The 16,609-nt window shown below is 53.1% G+C and carries 23 protein-coding genes; 10 read left to right on the top strand and 13 right to left on the bottom strand.

Annotated features, from left to right (window positions below):
- The 6 genes from phoP to rluE all read right to left on the bottom strand — a co-directional run bounded on the left by phoP (position 1) and on the right by rluE (position 5,327).
- On the bottom strand, positions 1-669 hold the full coding sequence (phoP, locus tag LH22_RS14205; RefSeq protein WP_034822036.1) for a two-component system response regulator PhoP: 669 nt from the start codon (positions 667-669) through the stop codon (positions 1-3).
- A gap of 224 nt (positions 670-893) precedes the next feature.
- On the bottom strand, positions 894-2,264 hold the full coding sequence (gene purB / locus LH22_RS14200) for an adenylosuccinate lyase (RefSeq protein WP_038647546.1): 1,371 nt from the start codon (positions 2,262-2,264) through the stop codon (positions 894-896).
- Positions 2,265-2,308: 44 nt separating this feature from the next.
- Positions 2,309-2,950, bottom strand: a complete 642-nt coding sequence (gene hflD / locus LH22_RS14195) for a high frequency lysogenization protein HflD (RefSeq protein ID WP_038647544.1) — start codon at positions 2,948-2,950, stop codon at positions 2,309-2,311.
- Between the two features lie 35 nt (positions 2,951-2,985).
- On the bottom strand, positions 2,986-4,098 hold the full coding sequence (gene mnmA, locus LH22_RS14190; protein WP_038647542.1) for a tRNA 2-thiouridine(34) synthase MnmA: 1,113 nt from the start codon (positions 4,096-4,098) through the stop codon (positions 2,986-2,988).
- A gap of 41 nt (positions 4,099-4,139) precedes the next feature.
- Positions 4,140-4,613 (bottom strand): NUDIX domain-containing protein, encoded by a 474-nt coding sequence (locus LH22_RS14185; protein ID WP_038647540.1) that lies wholly within the window; start codon positions 4,611-4,613, stop codon positions 4,140-4,142.
- Between the two features lie 45 nt (positions 4,614-4,658).
- The gene (gene rluE / locus LH22_RS14180) at positions 4,659-5,327 is read right to left on the bottom strand and encodes a 23S rRNA pseudouridine(2457) synthase RluE (protein WP_038647538.1); all 669 of its coding nucleotides are present in this window, start codon (positions 5,325-5,327) and stop codon (positions 4,659-4,661) included.
- Between the two features lie 101 nt (positions 5,328-5,428).
- On the opposite strand from rluE, the gene icd reads away from it, so the two are divergent.
- Positions 5,429-6,679 carry an NADP-dependent isocitrate dehydrogenase gene (icd, locus tag LH22_RS14175; protein ID WP_038647536.1) on the top strand — a complete coding sequence of 417 codons (1,251 nt, stop codon included), beginning with the start codon at positions 5,429-5,431 and terminating at the stop codon, positions 6,677-6,679.
- A 59-nt stretch (positions 6,680-6,738) separates the two neighbouring features.
- Here the strand turns inward: icd and LH22_RS14170 are convergent, their stop codons facing one another.
- Positions 6,739-7,995, bottom strand: coding sequence for a mechanosensitive ion channel family protein (locus LH22_RS14170; RefSeq protein WP_038647533.1), 1,257 nt, complete (start codon positions 7,993-7,995; stop codon positions 6,739-6,741).
- A gap of 206 nt (positions 7,996-8,201) precedes the next feature.
- Here LH22_RS14170 and LH22_RS14165 point away from each other — a divergent pair, with 206 nt between their 5' ends.
- Entirely contained in the window at positions 8,202-8,399 is a 198-nt protein-coding gene (locus tag LH22_RS14165) for a DUF6404 family protein (protein ID WP_034822012.1), read from the top strand.
- Positions 8,400-8,499: 100 nt separating this feature from the next.
- Positions 8,500-8,697 (top strand): hypothetical protein, encoded by a 198-nt coding sequence (locus LH22_RS14160; protein ID WP_038647530.1) that lies wholly within the window; start codon positions 8,500-8,502, stop codon positions 8,695-8,697.
- Positions 8,698-8,729: 32 nt separating this feature from the next.
- Here the strand turns inward: LH22_RS14160 and LH22_RS14155 are convergent, their stop codons facing one another.
- Positions 8,730-8,978 (bottom strand): DUF883 family protein, encoded by a 249-nt coding sequence (locus tag LH22_RS14155; RefSeq protein WP_034822005.1) that lies wholly within the window; start codon positions 8,976-8,978, stop codon positions 8,730-8,732.
- A gap of 183 nt (positions 8,979-9,161) precedes the next feature.
- On the opposite strand from LH22_RS14155, the gene LH22_RS14150 reads away from it, so the two are divergent.
- Positions 9,162-9,368 (top strand): DUF2767 family protein, encoded by a 207-nt coding sequence (locus LH22_RS14150; RefSeq protein ID WP_038647528.1) that lies wholly within the window; start codon positions 9,162-9,164, stop codon positions 9,366-9,368.
- 26 nt (positions 9,369-9,394) lie between these two features.
- Here the strand turns inward: LH22_RS14150 and LH22_RS14145 are convergent, their stop codons facing one another.
- Both LH22_RS14145 and LH22_RS14140 read right to left on the bottom strand, forming a co-directional pair.
- Entirely contained in the window at positions 9,395-9,946 is a 552-nt protein-coding gene (locus LH22_RS14145; RefSeq protein ID WP_038647526.1) for a hypothetical protein, read from the bottom strand.
- A gap of 60 nt (positions 9,947-10,006) precedes the next feature.
- Positions 10,007-10,336 (bottom strand): hypothetical protein, encoded by a 330-nt coding sequence (locus LH22_RS14140; protein WP_034821995.1) that lies wholly within the window; start codon positions 10,334-10,336, stop codon positions 10,007-10,009.
- Between the two features lie 202 nt (positions 10,337-10,538).
- Between LH22_RS14140 and LH22_RS14135 the strand changes: the two genes are divergently transcribed.
- The 4 genes from LH22_RS14135 (at position 10,539) to LH22_RS14120 (ending at position 12,067) form a co-directional block, all read left to right on the top strand.
- A complete protein-coding gene (locus tag LH22_RS14135; RefSeq protein WP_034821992.1) occupies positions 10,539-10,718 on the top strand; it encodes a hypothetical protein in 180 nt (59 codons plus the stop codon).
- Between the two features lie 175 nt (positions 10,719-10,893).
- Complete coding sequence (locus LH22_RS14130) at positions 10,894-11,115, top strand: YgdI/YgdR family lipoprotein (protein ID WP_038647524.1); 222 nt, start codon at positions 10,894-10,896, stop codon at positions 11,113-11,115.
- A 132-nt stretch (positions 11,116-11,247) separates the two neighbouring features.
- On the top strand, positions 11,248-11,631 hold the full coding sequence (locus LH22_RS14125) for a hypothetical protein (protein ID WP_038647522.1): 384 nt from the start codon (positions 11,248-11,250) through the stop codon (positions 11,629-11,631).
- Between the two features lie 22 nt (positions 11,632-11,653).
- Positions 11,654-12,067 (top strand): GNAT family N-acetyltransferase, encoded by a 414-nt coding sequence (locus LH22_RS14120; protein ID WP_038647520.1) that lies wholly within the window; start codon positions 11,654-11,656, stop codon positions 12,065-12,067.
- Here LH22_RS14120 and LH22_RS14115 read toward each other — a convergent pair whose 3' ends face one another.
- Together LH22_RS14115 and ldcA are read right to left on the bottom strand one after the other, a co-directional pair.
- On the bottom strand, positions 12,068-12,730 hold the full coding sequence (locus LH22_RS14115; protein WP_038647517.1) for an MBL fold metallo-hydrolase: 663 nt from the start codon (positions 12,728-12,730) through the stop codon (positions 12,068-12,070).
- A gap of 23 nt (positions 12,731-12,753) precedes the next feature.
- The gene (ldcA, locus tag LH22_RS14110; RefSeq protein ID WP_038647515.1) at positions 12,754-13,677 is read right to left on the bottom strand and encodes a muramoyltetrapeptide carboxypeptidase; all 924 of its coding nucleotides are present in this window, start codon (positions 13,675-13,677) and stop codon (positions 12,754-12,756) included.
- A 163-nt stretch (positions 13,678-13,840) separates the two neighbouring features.
- On the opposite strand from ldcA, the gene emtA reads away from it, so the two are divergent.
- Positions 13,841-14,470 (top strand): membrane-bound lytic murein transglycosylase EmtA, encoded by a 630-nt coding sequence (emtA, locus tag LH22_RS14105; RefSeq protein ID WP_081946738.1) that lies wholly within the window; start codon positions 13,841-13,843, stop codon positions 14,468-14,470.
- Positions 14,471-14,529: 59 nt separating this feature from the next.
- On the opposite strand, the gene LH22_RS14100 is transcribed toward emtA, so the two are convergent.
- Positions 14,530-15,477: a sugar-binding transcriptional regulator gene (locus tag LH22_RS14100; RefSeq protein ID WP_038647511.1), complete on the bottom strand. Its 948-nt coding sequence runs from the start codon at positions 15,475-15,477 to the stop codon at positions 14,530-14,532.
- A 184-nt stretch (positions 15,478-15,661) separates the two neighbouring features.
- On the opposite strand from LH22_RS14100, the gene LH22_RS14095 reads away from it, so the two are divergent.
- Complete coding sequence (locus LH22_RS14095) at positions 15,662-16,603, top strand: D-ribose ABC transporter substrate-binding protein (protein WP_038647509.1); 942 nt, start codon at positions 15,662-15,664, stop codon at positions 16,601-16,603.
- The last annotated feature ends 6 nt before the right edge of the window (positions 16,604-16,609 follow it).

Genomic DNA, 16,609 nt, shown 5'->3' with positions numbered 1-16,609 from the left:
TCAGAGATCAAAACGATAGCCCTGGCCGCGCACGGTGTTAATCACTTCGGTCGGATGGAGCGCAAGAATCTTTTTACGCAGGCGACCCATCAAAACATCAATGGTGTGGCTCTCGCGCAGTTCGGCATCGGGATAGAGTTGCAGCATCAGCGAATCTTTGCTGACCACTTTTCCGGCGTTGCGGATCAAGGTTTCTACAATGGTGTATTCAAATGCGGTGAGTTTAACCGGCGCATCATTGACGGTCACTTCACGACGTGACAGATCAACCTGGAACGGCGGCATCGCAATGATCTGTGAAGCGTGTCCACTGTTGCGACGCATCAGCGCCTGCAAACGTGCAGCAACTTCTTCGATATGGAAAGGTTTGGTGACGTAGTCATCGGCACCCGCTTCGAGTGCTTCCACTTTAGCCTGCCAGCCTTCACGCGCCGTCAACACCAGAATCGGTTGACGCACAGCATCACCGCGCCAGCGACGAATCAACGACATGCCATCTTCATCAGGCAAGCCTAAATCGACCAGCGCAATGTCGGGAATGTGTTCCTGCAGGAAATAATCGGCTTCTTTGGCATCTTCGGCAGCATCCACCTGATGACCCATTTCACGTAACTGCACGGCGAGATGATGACGCAGCAGTGCATTATCTTCCACAACCAGAACACGCATAGAATTTCCTTACCTTCAAACTCAGTGATGATGGCAAGAGTATATGTTAAGCGAGCTAAACAAGAGAACAACACTTGACTGTCATCGTTTGAACGACAGCAGGAAAACGCGGCGAGTATTCATTCCGGACGCAGGCGACAAGGGATTGATGCACTTGCCGATTTGCAGGCGCTCGACTGCCTGAGAGGAAGAGTAGGGTGTGCCCGCAGGCACACCCTTAATGATTATTTTAAATCATCAACCATCTGAATGGCGCGGCCGAGATAGTTGGCCGGTGTCATCTGCTTCAGACGCACTTTCTCTTCTTCCGGCAGTTGGAGGCTGTCGATGAAGGCCTGCATACCGGCTGCATCCACACGTTTGCCACGCGTCAGCTCTTTCAGCTTTTCGTATGGCTTCTCGATACCGTAGCGGCGCATCACGGTCTGGATCGGCTCGGCCAGCACTTCCCAGTTGTGATCCAGTTCGTCCAGCAGACGATCGCGGTTCACTTCCAGTTTAGAGATACCTTTCAACGTCGCCTGATAAGCGATCAGCGCATAGCCCACGCCGACGCCGAGGTTACGCAGTACGGTAGAGTCGGTGAGATCGCGCTGCCAGCGGGAAACCGGCAGTTTGCTCGCCAGGTGCTGCATCACCGCATTGGCCAGACCGAGGTTGCCTTCCGAGTTTTCGAAGTCAATCGGGTTCACTTTATGCGGCATGGTGGAAGAGCCAATTTCGCCGGCGATGGTTTTCTGCTTGAAGTGATTCAGGGCAACGTAACCCCAGATATCACGGTCAAAGTCGATCAGGATGGTGTTGAAACGCGCGATGCAATCAAACAGTTCTGCGATGTAATCATGCGGTTCGATCTGCGTGGTGTACGGGTTCCAGGTCACGCCCAGTGAGGTGACAAACTGCTCGCTCAGCTGATGCCAGTCGACTTCCGGATAGGCAGCAATGTGGGCATTGTAGTTGCCGACCGCGCCGTTGATTTTGCCCAGCACCTCGATTTTGCTCAACTGACGCAGCTGACGCTCCATGCGGTAAGCGACATTGGCCATCTCTTTACCCATGGTGGAGGGCGTAGCGGGTTGGCCATGCGTACGAGACAGCAGCGGGATATCGCGATATTCCTGCGCCAGACCTTTCACCGCATCGATAATTTTGTTCCAGAAAGGCACGATGACGTCACGGCGAGCGGTTTCCAGCATCAGCGCGTGCGACAGGTTGTTGATATCTTCAGAAGTACAGGCGAAGTGGATGAACTCTGATACCGCATGCAGCGCAGGGACATCAGCCACTTTCTCTTTCAGGAAGTACTCAACCGCTTTGACGTCGTGGTTGGTGGTGCGTTCGATGGTTTTGATGCGCGCCGCGTCTTCTTCGCTGAAATTGGCGACAATGGCATCAAGGAAAGCGTTTGCGTCAGCATCAAATGCAGGAACTTCCTTGATCTCTGCGGTCGTAGCCAGTTTCTGTAACCAGCGAACTTCAACCTCAACGCGGAATTTCAGCAAACCGTATTCGCTGAAAATGGCGCGCAGCGGGCTGACTTTATCGCCATAACGGCCATCGACAGGTGAGACGGCGGTCAGAGAGGATAATTCCATCAGTGCAACTCCTGAATCGTTAACAAATTAGGGTAGGGCGGCGGTTAATACGCCGGGCCCAACCGGGATAAAATGGTTTTGGCTTCACGCAGCAAACGCTGACGTGAGAACATCAGCTGCAGGCGACCACCGCCCACCTGCTGCCACAGTACAGCAGCACGAATACCTGCCAGCAAGGCGGCACGCACTTTACTCTGTACCTGAGAATTCTGTAATACCTGCGGCGAACCGGTGACCTGAATGCGCGGACCCAGTGGGCTAATGACATCGACATAAATCCCGGCCATGGCACTGGTGATGGTTTCAGATTCCAGCTCGTAATGCGCTAATTGGCGATCAAGTTGCGCAATACGCTGAGAAAGGGTGTTCAGCGCCGCGCTGTTGCCGTGCAGTTTGCGTTCCAGCACCATCATGCTCAGGGTGTAACGTGTCAGTTCGGCCCCGGCACCCTGGCGGCTGCCGCTGTTCAGCACGGCCATCAGCGATTCCAGACCGAGGTGCAGATTCGCTTCATCATTGCCAAAGACCGCCAGCGTCGAGCCGGGGTTCAGATCCAGCAGGCTGCGCAGCGACACGGTTAATGCGGCATTGTTGCAACTGCCCTGATGCGCTAATTGCTGCACCAGATGCGCGGACTGACAAATACCCGCGAGCGCGAGCGTTATCTCATAATAGTTCTTGGCCACGCTTAACTCCTGTCATCGCGTCGGCAGCGCCGACCTCAGGCTTCTGCCAGGGGCAGGCGCTGTTCAATAATGCCGCCACCGAGGCAAACATCACCCAGATAAAATACGGCCGACTGGCCAGGCGTGACGGCCGCAACCGGCTCGTCAAAACGCACTTCAATACGATTGCTATCCAGCGGAATGATTTCACAGGGAATATCGGTCTGGCGATAACGGGTTTTCACCGTGCAGCGCAACGGGGCCGTCATCGTTTGGCGATCAACCCAATCCAGTTGCTGAGCAATCAAGCCAACAGACATCAGGCGTGGATGTTCAGCACCCTGCGCCACCACCAGGCGGTTGCGTGCGACGTCTTTGTCGACCACATACCAGGGATCGTCATTGCTCTCTTTGCGTCCACCAATCCCCAATCCTTTGCGCTGACCCAGCGTGTGATACATCAGCCCCTGGTGTTCACCGACAATCTCACCCTCAACGGTTTCGATTTCGCCCGGCTGTGCAGGTAAGTAACGGCCAAGGAAGTCGCGGAATTTGCGCTCGCCGATAAAGCAAATGCCGGTCGAGTCTTTTTTCTTCGCAGTGATCAAATCCAGTTCTTCAGCGATACGCCGAACTTCAGGCTTCTCCAGTTCACCCACCGGGAACAGGCTTTGCGCAATCTGTTCATGGCTCAGGGTGTAGAGGAAGTAACTCTGATCTTTATTGCCGTCGAGACCGCGCAATAACTGGCTGGTGCCATTCACATCGGCGCGGCGCACATAGTGTCCGGTGGCGATGAAGTCTGCACCGAGATCTTCAGCCGCGAATTCAAGGAAGGCCTTAAATTTGATCTCTTTATTGCACAGAATATCGGGGTTTGGCGTACGGCCCGCTTTGTACTCTTCCAGGAAGTGTTCGAACACGTTGTCCCAGTACTCAGCGGCGAAGTTGATTTTGTGCAGTTTGATGCCGAGTTTGTCACACACGGCTTGAGCGTCAGCCAGATCATCAGCGGCGGTGCAATACTCCTCGCCGTCGTCTTCCTCCCAGTTCTTCATGAACAGGCCTTCAACCTGATAGCCCTGCTGTTGCAGTAACCAGGCGGATACGGAAGAATCGACGCCGCCGGACATCCCGACGATCACTTTTTTCTGGCTGTTGTCAGACATGACGCACTCTTAATTACGATAAAAACAGGCGGCGCATTCTATCATGCCGAAGCCGGGCGCGCACCTTCGTGAAACGGCCATTGGAACGGCGCCACCAGTTGCAGCGGATAACGTGCGCCTTGTTGCCACAATCGTACACTCTCAGCGACCAGCGGTGAACGCAGGCGATTCGCCGTCAGAATCTGCTCTGGCGGCAGCCACCAGCAACAATCGATGTCACGATCGTGCGGAGACGTCTCGCATTTTTCTGGCAGATCGAGGCCAAACAGGAAACGCACAAAAGGTGTATCGTCAGGCGCGATCCACTGCTGCACACCGAGGAAATACTCGGGTTTAGCGTCTATTCCGGTCTCTTCAAATAACTCACGCTGTGCGGCTTCGAGCAACGTTTCATCGGCTTCGAGATGACCCGCCGGCTGATTCCACGTAATGCGGCCGTGAACACGCTCTTCGACCACCAGTAATTCGCCTTGCGCCTGCACGATACAAGCTACCGTTACATGAGGTTTAAACATCCTTCCTCCGAAATTGTTAACTAAAAGTTATTGAAAAGTGGTGCTCTAAACGTTGGCACTGATATCGCGCCACTCTCCCAGGGCTAAATCGTCGAGTTGATATTTGCCCATGGCAAAGCGAATCAGGCGCAAGGTGGGAAAACCAATATGTGCCGTCATGCGCCGCACCTGACGGTTACGCCCTTCGTACAGGGTGATTTTCAACCAACTGGTCGGGATCGCTTTACGCTCGCGGATCGGCGGCTGGCGCGGCCAGAGCCACTCTGGTTCAGTGACCAATTCCACGCCAGCAGGCAGCGTGGGTCCATCATTGAGGGTGACGCCGTTGCGTAACAGGGATAAATCTGATTCCTGTGGTGCACCTTCAATCTGCACATAATAGATTTTTCCGGTGCGCTTTCCGGGCTGCGTCAATTGCGCCTGGAGCGCGCCATCGTTGGTCAGAACCATCAAACCTTCGCTGTCGCGATCGAGGCGGCCGGCGGCATAAACGTCGCTCACCGGCACGAAATCCTTGAGCGTGCGGCGTCCCGCTTCATCGCTGAACTGCGGTAAAACATCGAAAGGTTTGTTAAAGAGTATGACGCGTCGCGGTCCTTTTGGACGTGTGTCACGGCGCACGGGCTGGCGTGCTGCGGTGTTTGGACGCTTATCCTGGTGAATTCGTTGAGAAGTTTTTCGCATGGGCTTTGCAGTCAGAAACAATCGGCGCATTATAACGCGAAACTGCGGTGATTGGCGTAGCGGAAATATTCAAGTAGTATTGACCCGCATCTTACAAATCATTAACAAAAAATCGCTCGAAGGAGAGGTTGATGGAAAGCAAAGTAGTTGTTCCGGCGGAAGGTCAAAAAATCACCCTGGTTCAGGGCAAACTCACTGTTCCGAATAACCCAGTCATTCCTTACATCGAAGGTGATGGCATCGGCGTTGATGTTTCCCCTGTTATGCTGAAAGTGGTTGATGCCGCTGTGAAAAAAGCCTACAACGGCGAGCGCAAAATTTCCTGGATGGAAATTTATACTGGTGAGAAATCAGTAGAACTTTACGGTCAGGACGTCTGGCTGCCGCAAGAAACCCTCGATTTAATCAAAGAATACCGCGTTGCCATCAAAGGCCCGCTGACTACCCCAGTCGGTGGCGGTATTCGTTCTCTGAACGTTGCGCTGCGTCAGGAGCTGGATCTGTACGTGTGCCTGCGTCCGGTTCGCTACTACACCGGTACCCCAAGCCCGGTTAAACGCCCAGAAGATACCGACATGGTGATCTTCCGTGAAAACTCAGAAGATATCTATGCAGGTATCGAGTGGAAAGCGGGCACGCCAGAAGCAGATAAAGTGATCAAGTTCCTGCGTGAAGAGATGGGCGTGAAGAAAATTCGCTTCCCTGAGCAGTGTGGTATCGGCGTGAAGCCGTGCTCTGAAGAGGGCACTAAACGTCTGGTACGCGCAGCGGTTGAGTACACCATCACCAACGATCGTGATTCTCTGACCCTGGTTCACAAAGGCAACATCATGAAGTTCACCGAAGGCTCATTCAAAGACTGGGGATACCAGTTGGTGAAAGAAGAGTTCGGCGGCGAGCTGATCGATGGCGGCCCGTGGATGAAGTTCAAGAACCCGAACACCGGCAAAGAGATCATCGTGAAAGACGTGATCGCTGATGCCTTCCTGCAGCAGATCCTGTTGCGTCCAGCCGAATACGACGTTATCGCTTGTATGAACCTGAACGGTGACTACATCTCTGATGCCCTGGCGGCACAGGTTGGCGGTATCGGTATCGCACCAGGCGCAAACATCGGTGACGAATGTGCACTGTTCGAAGCCACCCACGGTACGGCACCTAAGTACGCTGGTCAGGATAAAGTGAACCCAGGTTCCGTTATCCTGTCCGCAGAAATGATGTTGCGCCACATGGAGTGGTTCGAAGCCGCAGACCTGATTGTTAAAGGCATGGAAGGCGCAATCGCCGCTAAGACCGTGACCTATGACTTCGAGCGTCTGATGGATGGCGCTAAACTGCTGAAATGCTCAGAGTTTGGTGACGCGATCATCGCGAACATGTAATTTCTGCCAGCCAGAAATTGAGACGGGAGCCCATGGCTCCCGTTTTTTTATGCGCTAAATTAATCGGCCTGCTGTTCAACGGATTTGGCGGCTGACGCATGCTGCTGCGACAAGCGCCAAAAATCATTGCCGCCCGGATGCTGATACATGCGCAGCCCAAACTGGCCAACAATCGCATAGATATATTCGAAGATCGCTGACTGCGAATTCTCATACTCGACCCAAAATATCGACGAGGTGAAGCAATAAACTTCTACCGGCAAACCTTCCGGCGAGGGCTTCATGGCGCGCACCACGATATACATATCCTGCTTAATATCATCGCGCTGCGACAGCCACGCGGTGAGATATTTGCGGAACACCGTCAGGTTAGTCATGCCGTTGTCAGCAAACCAGCGATCGCCCACAGCATTGCTGTCTCGGCCATCCATTAACGCTGAAAGCTGCTCGTTAACACCGCGAATCTGGCTCATCTGCTGAATGAGTTCGTGATCGAGAAAGCGAATCGACATTTGGTCGAGGTGGAAGCTACGCATAATACGGCGCGCGCCGGAGGAGAACATCGCCTGCCAGTTGGTATAGGTTTCGGTGAGGAAATTTTTCGTCGGGATGCGTGACAACGTGTTATCCCAGTTACGCAGCGTAATGGTGTGCAGCGCAATATCAATCACTTCGCCGCTAATGCCTTTATCCGGCATCTCAATCCAGTCACCAAGTTGCAGCACGTCGTTGGATGACACCTGAATATTCGCCACCAGCGACATTAAGGTGTGCTGGAACACCAACATTAATACCGCAGCAACCGCACCCAAACTCGAGATAATAATCACTGGCGATTTATTCGACATAATGGCCAGGATCATGATCGCCGAAATAATGTGTACAAGGATCTTGCCGACCTGAATATAGCCCTTGATCGAGTGATTCTTACGCTTTGATTTGCGGGAGTAGGAGTTGTTAACAATCTCCAGCACTTCTGTGAAGAACAGCGACAGATAAACAAAGAACAAAATGCCGCAGATAGTCTTAATAGCAATCAGCAGATGTTCGGGCAGGTCTGGCATAAACTGCAGCAGGTAATAGACCGTGATCACCGGAATAAAATTAGAGAGCTTTTCAGAAAGCCGCACATCTTTATCGAGTGGAACCTGTTTTTTGTGTGTGCTAAAGAAAACCTTGCGCACCACCTTCACCACAAAGAATTTGCAGATCAGATGCGTCACCATTCCCGCAATTACCAGCAGCAGCAAGCTAAAAGTGGTGGATAGCAGGGTGTTACTCTCAATAAATTTCTGGATATCGCTTAAATAATTCATATTCACAACATGCCTGACAACGTTGGCGGGGATTCAATCACAAACTGTGATCATACTGTATGCGACAAGTGCGCAATTTCTTAACGGCGGTTCGCGCCTGACAATACATTTCGCAAAACTTTGAAACAGATAGCATCCATGAACCCCTCGTCGTGCCTTTTCCGACAAAACCCGCTATGTTCTGCGCTTCAGATTCTGGAGGTGGTATGCAAGGTGTCATCAAATTCGTTAAGGGCTGGCTGCTGTTTTCGCTGCTGTGGGGCATTTTCATGTGGTTCACTTCGTGGCAGGCGCAGGGTGAGGCCATCAGTATGGTGGTGGTAAAAAGCTTGTACGCTGGATTGATTTATCAGGCATTGATGACCATGGTGGCGCGCTTTAAAGCACGGCGTTCGCAAGCCTGATTGCTCACATCTGCCCACACAGCTTTGCGCAGCGCTGACGCTAATTTGCACTCTGTCAGGCAATCTGGCCCGACTCAAAACAGTGTGGGTGGAAGTGAAGATGGCAAAGACGTCATTAGCCGCGTGGTTCTTTTTACTGGTGTCATTTGGCAGCTGTGCGCAATTACCTGACGTGCCAGTGAATATCACTGTGCACCAGGGGCGTCATCTGGATGTGAATAACAGCACGGCTGATGTGGCAGAGACGCCGGATGAACATATTCAGGAGAGGTTGGATGAGGCTGGTCACCATCAGTAAATGTTGGGGCCGCACAGGCCCCCCATCACCGATTATTTCCTGCCAAGCAGGAAACCGACAATAATGCCGATGCTGGCTGCTACCGCCAGGCCCGTTGCCGGATTATCACGTACCGATTTGACCACACAGTCTGCCGCATCCTGCACAGCATAACTGGCTTGCGCGGGATAACGACGCGCCGCACCTTTAGCCTGATGTTTGCGAGAGCCGGTCCATTCCCCGATTTTTTCTTCAACTGCGCCCGCTGCTTCATTCAATTTTGCTTCCGCTTTATCAGTCATGATGACTCCCTGCTGGTTGTGAATATTACGATTCAGCGTAGTCACAGATTTTCAGACCAGCAACCCAACGAGCATTCAGGTTGTAACAGCTGTTTGCAGGAACAGAGAATTCTGTCCAGGCTTGAAGATGGCAGGGGGCGTGATGCATCTTGCCGAACTAGCTCAACGGCAGCGGGAGGAAATATGAAACGTGATGTGCTGAACGACGACGATTACGATGAAGTATGCCGGGTAATTGGCGATGCGGTGATCGTCCTTTCCGAATGTGGCCATGAAACGAAAAGAGCAGAGATTACCGAATTACTGCAGCGAACCCGCCACCATCGCTCGCATGATGAACGCGACGAACAGCGGATGCTGGAGCATGCGATTCGTCTGGTCAAACCCTAAGCCCGATAGGGTGTCACGAGACGCCCTCAGGGATTGCCGCGGTAAGCCGGATACCAGGTCACTAAAAAATGGCGTAGATGATCGAAACACCACTCGGCATCGTCGGCTTGCTGACAATAATAGCGAATGGTGACTTTCTCGTAGCGCATATGACGCTGATGCAAAGGTGACCAGCCCCAATCCAGCACGGCGCGGGCGTAATTGACCAGGGTGCCGCTCTGCATGGTGTGCTGCTTCTCTTGTCGGCTCAGATAGAGTTCAAATGCCTGATCCAGACTTTGCGTCTCTTCACTGCTACCATTCGATAGCGCCGGGCGTAAAGCCACATCGATAAATCCGCACACGCCGTCATCACGCTGCTGCCAGTCACAGGCTAAGGTCATAAATACCCCCTCCTGCAAATTCACCTCTTCCAGCAAACGCCGTAAATTTTCGGAATGTTTACCCGCTGAGATTTCGTCGATGCGATCGGTCTCGAGCGTGAGGTCAAATCCACAAGGATTCACCGAACCATCTGCGTTGGTGGAAGCGGGGAAGGGGAAGTCAATGTAGCCGTTATTGTCCAGACTCTTTTCCATAGTACAGGTCCGCAGCGTGAGGAAGCCTGACAATAAACCATCTTTCCCGGCTAAGCACGTTTAAGGGCACGTCCAGGTAATCATGGTGTTCTGATAAGGGTTGATCAGACGGAATTGCTTATCTGACAGCCGCTGAGCGGTGAAGCCCTCAGGCGTCACGGCAGAAGGGACATACTGGAAACGATCGCTGGAGTGCAATGTGCCGCTTTTCACCGCCACGCCATCACGCGTAACCGTAAAGGCATTCACCAAATCGAAAATGCGCGCCTGAGTCTGCCCCATTGATTGTCCATAAATGGTCGCGACTTCGCCCGGGCAGTCGACACCTTTGGGCGTGGAGCTGCAACCAGCCAATAATAAGAGGGTGAGTACTACCGTGATTCGCAACATGATCCTGTCCTGGTTCGATTCCTTGTTTGCAGTGGCCCGTCAATGCCCACTGATATGCTGATCATAGCAGGTCTGGCACCGCTTCCCATTTGTCATTTGCTTAATCGTTAAGCGGTAAGAATGTAAAGGGGTGACTTTGGTAGCAGATAAACGTTATTCTTGCCAGCGTTGCGCATCAGGTAAGCAAAACAAGGGCAAATCTATGAAAGAAGAAGAAGCCAGTTTAATGATTCTTCAGCACGCGATTGATAAATTAGAAGCCGACAAAAAAAAGCAGGTAATGAACTGTGTAGCGGCCATACAAGAAGTGATGCAAGGCTTCGATCCGGAAGATGCGGGTCTGGCGTTAATGTTAGTCGCCGCACAGGTTGCAGCAGAGTAATCCCTTCCGATCATTCCTTCCCCATCCGTTTGCGATGGAAATCCATGCAATATAGCTGCTGCTCAGTCGATATCGGCTGATGCGCAGCGATTGTTCTGCACAGATTAATCTTTCTCCTGGTTCACATGACTGCGCGCTGTGCTAAACCTGACAGTGAATCCAAAAGGAGGATGAGATGAAAAAGACATTGCTTTTAATCGGTACTTTTAGCCTCGGCCTACTGCTGGCGGGCTGCGCATCCGATCATGTCCTGCACACCACCGATGGGCAAACCATTGTGGTGCAGGGTAAACCTAAAGTGGATGAAGATACCGGCATGATTACTTACAAAGATATTGATGGTAAAGAACAGCAGATAAACCGTAATCAAATCAAAGATATGAACTCGGTGAACTAACGTTTTCTTTACCCTTCTATCCTTGCAGGCCCGTACTCAACGGGCCATTATTCGTCTTCCCGCTTTTTTCTGTGTTACGCTTCTCCGCATAAAACCCAACGAAATCATCATCTAACCTCAGCGGAGATCCCAATGAAGGCGATAGCTATTGCCGTTGGCTTAATGGCGTGCCAAATCGCGCCGGCCTGGAGCGAAACCGAATTTCAAATTACCTGTCCGGGGCGCCCGACCATGACGGTATCGCGTGCGGAATACGGTTTAAGCACGCTGATGTGGCCAACACGTCATTTTCAAATTGCAGCAGGGCAACAGCGCACGCGTTTGGAAGGCGGGGATAAAGTGGCGATCACGCGTTTTCGTAATGGCGATCAGCTGATTGTGAACAAAAATAATGACGATACGTTCTTTGTCTATGCCGATAGCGATAAACTGATTCCCTGCAATCGCAGCGAAAAACGCGATGCGGAAATTCTTTCGCTGGAACGTTATGACGATAGCCAGCGCCCCAATTCATAGTGGCCAGTCAAAGGAGAAGACGATGCAATTAAGCGTAACCGACACCGTTACCGCAGAGGATCTGGATGATGTTCGTCTCGGCCTCACCGAATATAACAGCCGCTTTATCGATCCCAGTGAGATGCAGGCGATTGGCGTCTTCATTAAGGATGCTTCTGGCCGCAAGCTGGCCGGGTTGACCGGTTCCACCTTTGGTAACTGGCTGCGCATCGACCTGCTATGGGTCGGCGATGCGTTACGCGGGCAGGGGGCTGGCACACAGTTGATTCAGGCCGCCGAAACAGAAGCCCGCGCCCGTGGTTGCCTTTATGCGCAGGTTGATACGGCCAGTTTCCAGGCGCGCCCGTTCTATGAAAAGATGGGCTACACCTTACGCTTCAGCCTCGATAATTATCCGCGTCTGCATCAGCGTCATTACCTCAGTAAATCGCTGTAACTAGATCAGTGGCTGCTGGCGCAAATCCAGCGGCGATTGCTCTGCCTCATCAATCGCCGCCAGCCAACTCTGCAAATCGACTTTCGCCCATGACAGGTGTCCACGCGTGGTGCTCATTAGCACCACGTCCGGGCGCAATGCGCGATACAGTTCCAGCGACTGCTGCAACTCCAGCGGATTACTCTCCGGTACCAACACGCTGATCCAGCGGTTGTAGTCACAGGTCAAGGTATCGCCAACAAACAGATAGGTCTGGCCCAGCGGGGAGTGATAAAGGTAGCTGCAGCTGCCGGGTGTGTGGCCGGGTGTGGGCAGCAGATGGAAGTCACCAAAGTGGCTTTCCTGCTGAATGAAGGTCTCATCGGGTTCGACAATCAGACTGACGGGCCCCAGTGAACGGCTGTGACAGTAGAGCGCACTGTTAAAACGCTGCTGGATCGCCACGGCGCCTGGCGCGGCTTCATGCCAGTGGGTGAGGTAGTGACGAATCACGCCGCCCGCATCATTGAGAAACTCATGATCGAGCGGATGTTCGACACGGCCAATGACCAGATTGCCGCGCGGATGGCGCAGCATAAAGCCATGCATCATTAAATCTTGCGCCGTTTCTTCGGCGGGAAATTCCGGGGTGGAGATCCACAAATCTTCGTACAGTGGCTTCAATGTCGGTCTCCTGCGGCAAAACGTTAGCGCAATGTCGGGTGGCCGGTGAAGGCTAGCTGTGCTTCGCCCTGTTCAAGCTGTAAGGTGGCGCTGGCGCCCAGCGGCAGCGTGACGGTGTCGGCATCGTGGCCAAACGCCAGTTCGCTGATCACCGGTAGCTGATATTCATCGCGGATGCGTTGCCATACGCTGGCAAAATCGAAACCATTGTCATAAGCCGACAGTGACGTGCTGGTAAAACTGCCGGTGATGATCGCCCGCTGGCGCGCCAGAATGCCGCTCTGTTGCAGTTGAATCAGCATGCGCTCTATGCGGAAAGGATGCTCATTCACATCCTCGATCACCAAAATGCCGTTTTCAATTTGCGGCATCCACGGTGTGCCGATCAGAGAGCAGATCATCGCCAGATTGCCGCCCCACAAGGTCCCTTGCCAGCGTCCCGCATCCGGGCTGTGGGTCTGCCAGCCTATATTGACTGTAGGAGAAGAGAGCGCCTGCCAAAAGTGTGACAAGGTAAATTCGGATAATGCCTCTGCGCCGAAGTTGCCGGCCAGCATCGGGCCGCTGAAGGTCACCAGTCCGGTTTGCGCCAGTAACGCCAGTTGAATCGCGGTGAAATCACTGTGTCCACAAAGCGCGATAGGTTGATTGAGCAGCCGGCGCTGCAGACCGACATAATCAATCTGATCCAGCAAACGCGAGGCACCGTAGCCACCGCGCACCGCCAGCACAATATCGGGCAGCGTGCTCAGTGTTGCCAGCTGGTTCACATCATTCAACCGTTCCCCGTCCTCGCCCGCAAAACGCTGGAAGCGGCGTGTCATCGCTGATAAGTTGTCCAACTGATGTCCCTGAGCCTGTAAACGACTCACTGCACGTTGGGCCGCATCCTGATTATGGCAGTAGCCGGAGGGGGCGATCAGACGAATGGATCGGGGGGAAAGCATAGCGTTCATCCTGATTTAAAGTGGCCTGCCGATGATGGCGAAATCCGTTACCGATGTCACGGCAGCACAAGGTTTTTTACGTATTTAGGATAAACGGTAATTTTGCATTGCGCTGCGCCAGGTATGATAGCTTGCGCCAACTCTATTGCGGAACCAAAAATCAGTGAAAATTCGACTACTTATGCTATCTGCGCTGTTGCTCGCGGGCTGTGCCAGTGAGCCAGAAAAAACGGTCGTGCCAGAGAAAAATACGCCATTAACCCAGGCACCCCCGTCGAAAGTGAATGATGCATGGTCAATGTTTACCGAAGATGCCGCCAGTCATTATGGCGTTGATGAGAAGTTAATCAGCGCCATTATTAGTGTCGAATCCGGGGGCAATCCCACCGTTACCAGCCGTTCAAACGCGGTAGGGTTGATGCAGATTAAAGCCTCAACGGCGGGGCGTGCGGTGTATCGCACTCAGGGACGTCACGGTCAGCCAACGTCTTCGGAATTGCGCGATCCAGCGAGAAATATCGATATCGGCGCGGCATATCTCAAGCTGCTGCAGGACTCTGAGTTGGCCGGGATTCGAAATCCACTGACGCTGCGCTATGCCACCATCGTTTCTTACGCCAACGGTGCCGGTGCGTTGCTGCGCACCTTTTCACGGAATCGCGATCGGGCGATTGCGATGATCAATTCCATGTCGCCAGACGAGTTTTACCAGCATGTTCAGAACAAACATCCGGCGGCACAGGCACCACGTTATTTGTGGAAGGTCACGACAGCATACCGAACCATCGGTTAAGTCGTCCTGGCGAAGCGCGGCTCGTCAGGGCCGCGCCTTAAAGCACACTGTTAATTCGTTCATTCCATCAGCAATCGTGCAGTGGGATAATCCACAATCAACACTTTCACATATCCACCGCGCAACGCTCCGCGAATCGCCTGGGCTTTCTCTTTGCCGCCTGCCAGCGCCACTACTTGCGCGCACTGTTTAACCTGCGCCAGCTCCATGCCAATCACCGGATCTTCCTCGGCGTTCAACACCGGTTTTCCGTCAGCATCAAAATAATGCAAACAGATATCGCCCACCGCACCGCGCTCGGCCAGCGTGCGCAGCATCTCGCCGTCATAGTAGTTGCCGGAATTGCGCAGCAGCGCGGAAGGCTCAAGATCGCCAATGCCGACAATCGCCAGATCCACTTGATCAAACTTTTCCAGCACCACGGCCACGTCTGGGTTGACTGATAAGCGTTGACGATCCTGCACTGAATGCTCAATCGACTGCGACGGCAGCAACCAGGCTGGACAATCCAGCAGCGCCGCCAGATTCTGCGTCAGGATGGTGGCCTGCACGTTGCCGTTTGCGCCCACCCCGCCAAGCAACTGGATCACGCCTTTGCAGGGCGCACTCAGCGGATGCAACGCGTCCACCATCGCGCGAATGGTGCCACTCCATGATGAAATGCCGATCAGTTCATCGGCGCGCAGGCGGGTTTCCAGATAGTGCGCCGCCGCTGATCCAATCGCCTGTTTAATTTGCAGCGCGGAAGCCTGATCCGGCACATCGACCACAATCACCTGTGGCAGCTGATACTGCTGCTCAATCGCCTTCTCCAGTTCGGGAAAGACGTTGGCGGGGGGCACCACGCTGATCTTCACCACGCCTTCTTTCACGCTGCGATTGAGAATGCGTGACACAAAGGATTGCGACAGCTTCAGCAGCTGCGCAATGTCGGACTGCTTCATGCCTTCCACATAATAAAGCGTGGCGATTTTCACCATCAGCCGCTGTTCGTCCTGTTTTGCCATGGTTTTTTCTCTCTCTTAACCTGCCTGGTATTGTTAATCAGGCTGTCATAAATAACAACGCAGAACATTTTGTGATCGTTTTCGCTTTTTCAGGATCGCGCGATGGACGAGTTCAGGAAGCCAGCGCATAGTCATTATGCATATAAAATCGCAATTGAATATATATTCAAGCGGAGAAAAATCAATGAAAGCTTCTGTCCTCAAAATGACCCTACTGGCTTCACTGATGTTGGCCTCAGCGGCAACGCTGGCGGCAGAGAAAGGCTTGATTGCTATTATCACGCCTTCTCACGATAACCCGTTCTTTAAAGCCGAAGCCGATGGCGCGCAAGAGAAAGCCAAAGCGCTCGGTTACACCACGCTGGTGGCCTCGCACGATGATGACGTGAACAAACAGAACCAGCTGATCGAAACCGCCATCGCGCGTAAAGCCAAAGCGATCATTCTGGATAACGCCGGTGCTGACGCTACTGTCGGCCCGGTGCAAAAAGCCAAAGATGCCGGCATCCCCACCTTCCTGATTGACCGTGAGATCAACAAAACCGGCGTCGCCGTGGCGCAGATTGTCTCCAACAACTATCAGGGCGCGCAGTTGGGCGCAGAGAAGTTCGCTAAGTTGCTGAACGGCAAAGGCGACTACGTTGAGCTGCTGGGCAAAGAGTCGGATACCAACGCGGGCGTGCGCTCACAGGGCTATCACGATGTGCTGGATGACTATCCCGATATGAAGATGGTGGCGCAGCAGAGTGCTAACTGGAGCCAGACCGAAGCCTTCAGTCGCATGGAAACCATTCTGCAGAAAAATCCCAACATCGTCGGGGTGATTTCCGGGAATGACACCATGGCGCTGGGTGCGGAAGCCGCGCTGAAAGCCGCCGGTAAAACCAACGTGATCGTGGTCGGCTTTGATGGCAGCGACTACACGCGTGACTCCATCATCAATAAAGGCAACATCAAAGCCACGGTGCTGCAGCCAGGCTGGGATCAGGCACAAATGGCGGTTGAACAGGTGGACGACTACCTGAAAAACGGCAAAGCGCAAAAAGAAGAGAAGCAGCTGATGGATTGCGTGCTGATCGACGACAGCAACGCCGCGAAGCTGAAAAACTTCAACCTGGCGAAATAAGACGGA

This window comes from Pantoea rwandensis, from assembly GCF_000759475.1.
Classification (GTDB): domain Bacteria; phylum Pseudomonadota; class Gammaproteobacteria; order Enterobacterales; family Enterobacteriaceae; genus Pantoea; species Pantoea rwandensis_B.
The sequence above is the reverse complement of the archived record's forward strand: the minus strand, read 5'-3'. Positions and strand labels throughout refer to the sequence as shown.

Excerpts from the sequence above, each read along its gene's own strand:
- LH22_RS14130 (WP_038647524.1), top strand. The coding sequence starts at position 10,894 with ATGAAAAAGACATTGCTTTTAATCGGTACTTTTAGCCTCGGCCTACTG.
- LH22_RS14100 (WP_038647511.1), bottom strand. The coding sequence starts at position 15,477 with ATGGCAAAACAGGACGAACAGCGGCTGATGGTGAAAATCGCCACGCTT.
- LH22_RS14125 (WP_038647522.1), top strand. The coding sequence starts at position 11,248 with ATGAAGGCGATAGCTATTGCCGTTGGCTTAATGGCGTGCCAAATCGCG.
- mnmA (WP_038647542.1), bottom strand. The coding sequence starts at position 4,098 with ATGTCTGACAACAGCCAGAAAAAAGTGATCGTCGGGATGTCCGGCGGC.
- LH22_RS14160 (WP_038647530.1), top strand. The coding sequence starts at position 8,500 with ATGGCAAAGACGTCATTAGCCGCGTGGTTCTTTTTACTGGTGTCATTT.
- ldcA (WP_038647515.1), bottom strand. The coding sequence starts at position 13,677 with ATGCTTTCCCCCCGATCCATTCGTCTGATCGCCCCCTCCGGCTACTGC.
- LH22_RS14150 (WP_038647528.1), top strand. The coding sequence starts at position 9,162 with ATGAAACGTGATGTGCTGAACGACGACGATTACGATGAAGTATGCCGG.
- LH22_RS14145 (WP_038647526.1), bottom strand. The coding sequence starts at position 9,946 with ATGGAAAAGAGTCTGGACAATAACGGCTACATTGACTTCCCCTTCCCC.
- LH22_RS14185 (WP_038647540.1), bottom strand. The coding sequence starts at position 4,613 with ATGTTTAAACCTCATGTAACGGTAGCTTGTATCGTGCAGGCGCAAGGC.
- icd (WP_038647536.1), top strand. The coding sequence starts at position 5,429 with ATGGAAAGCAAAGTAGTTGTTCCGGCGGAAGGTCAAAAAATCACCCTG.
- LH22_RS14170 (WP_038647533.1), bottom strand. The coding sequence starts at position 7,995 with ATGAATTATTTAAGCGATATCCAGAAATTTATTGAGAGTAACACCCTG.
- rluE (WP_038647538.1), bottom strand. The coding sequence starts at position 5,327 with ATGCGCCGATTGTTTCTGACTGCAAAGCCCATGCGAAAAACTTCTCAA.
- purB (WP_038647546.1), bottom strand. The coding sequence starts at position 2,264 with ATGGAATTATCCTCTCTGACCGCCGTCTCACCTGTCGATGGCCGTTAT.
- LH22_RS14135 (WP_034821992.1), top strand. The coding sequence starts at position 10,539 with ATGAAAGAAGAAGAAGCCAGTTTAATGATTCTTCAGCACGCGATTGAT.
- LH22_RS14120 (WP_038647520.1), top strand. The coding sequence starts at position 11,654 with ATGCAATTAAGCGTAACCGACACCGTTACCGCAGAGGATCTGGATGAT.
- LH22_RS14095 (WP_038647509.1), top strand. The coding sequence starts at position 15,662 with ATGAAAGCTTCTGTCCTCAAAATGACCCTACTGGCTTCACTGATGTTG.
- phoP (WP_034822036.1), bottom strand. The coding sequence starts at position 669 with ATGCGTGTTCTGGTTGTGGAAGATAATGCACTGCTGCGTCATCATCTC.
- LH22_RS14155 (WP_034822005.1), bottom strand. The coding sequence starts at position 8,978 with ATGACTGATAAAGCGGAAGCAAAATTGAATGAAGCAGCGGGCGCAGTT.
- LH22_RS14165 (WP_034822012.1), top strand. The coding sequence starts at position 8,202 with ATGCAAGGTGTCATCAAATTCGTTAAGGGCTGGCTGCTGTTTTCGCTG.
- LH22_RS14140 (WP_034821995.1), bottom strand. The coding sequence starts at position 10,336 with ATGTTGCGAATCACGGTAGTACTCACCCTCTTATTATTGGCTGGTTGC.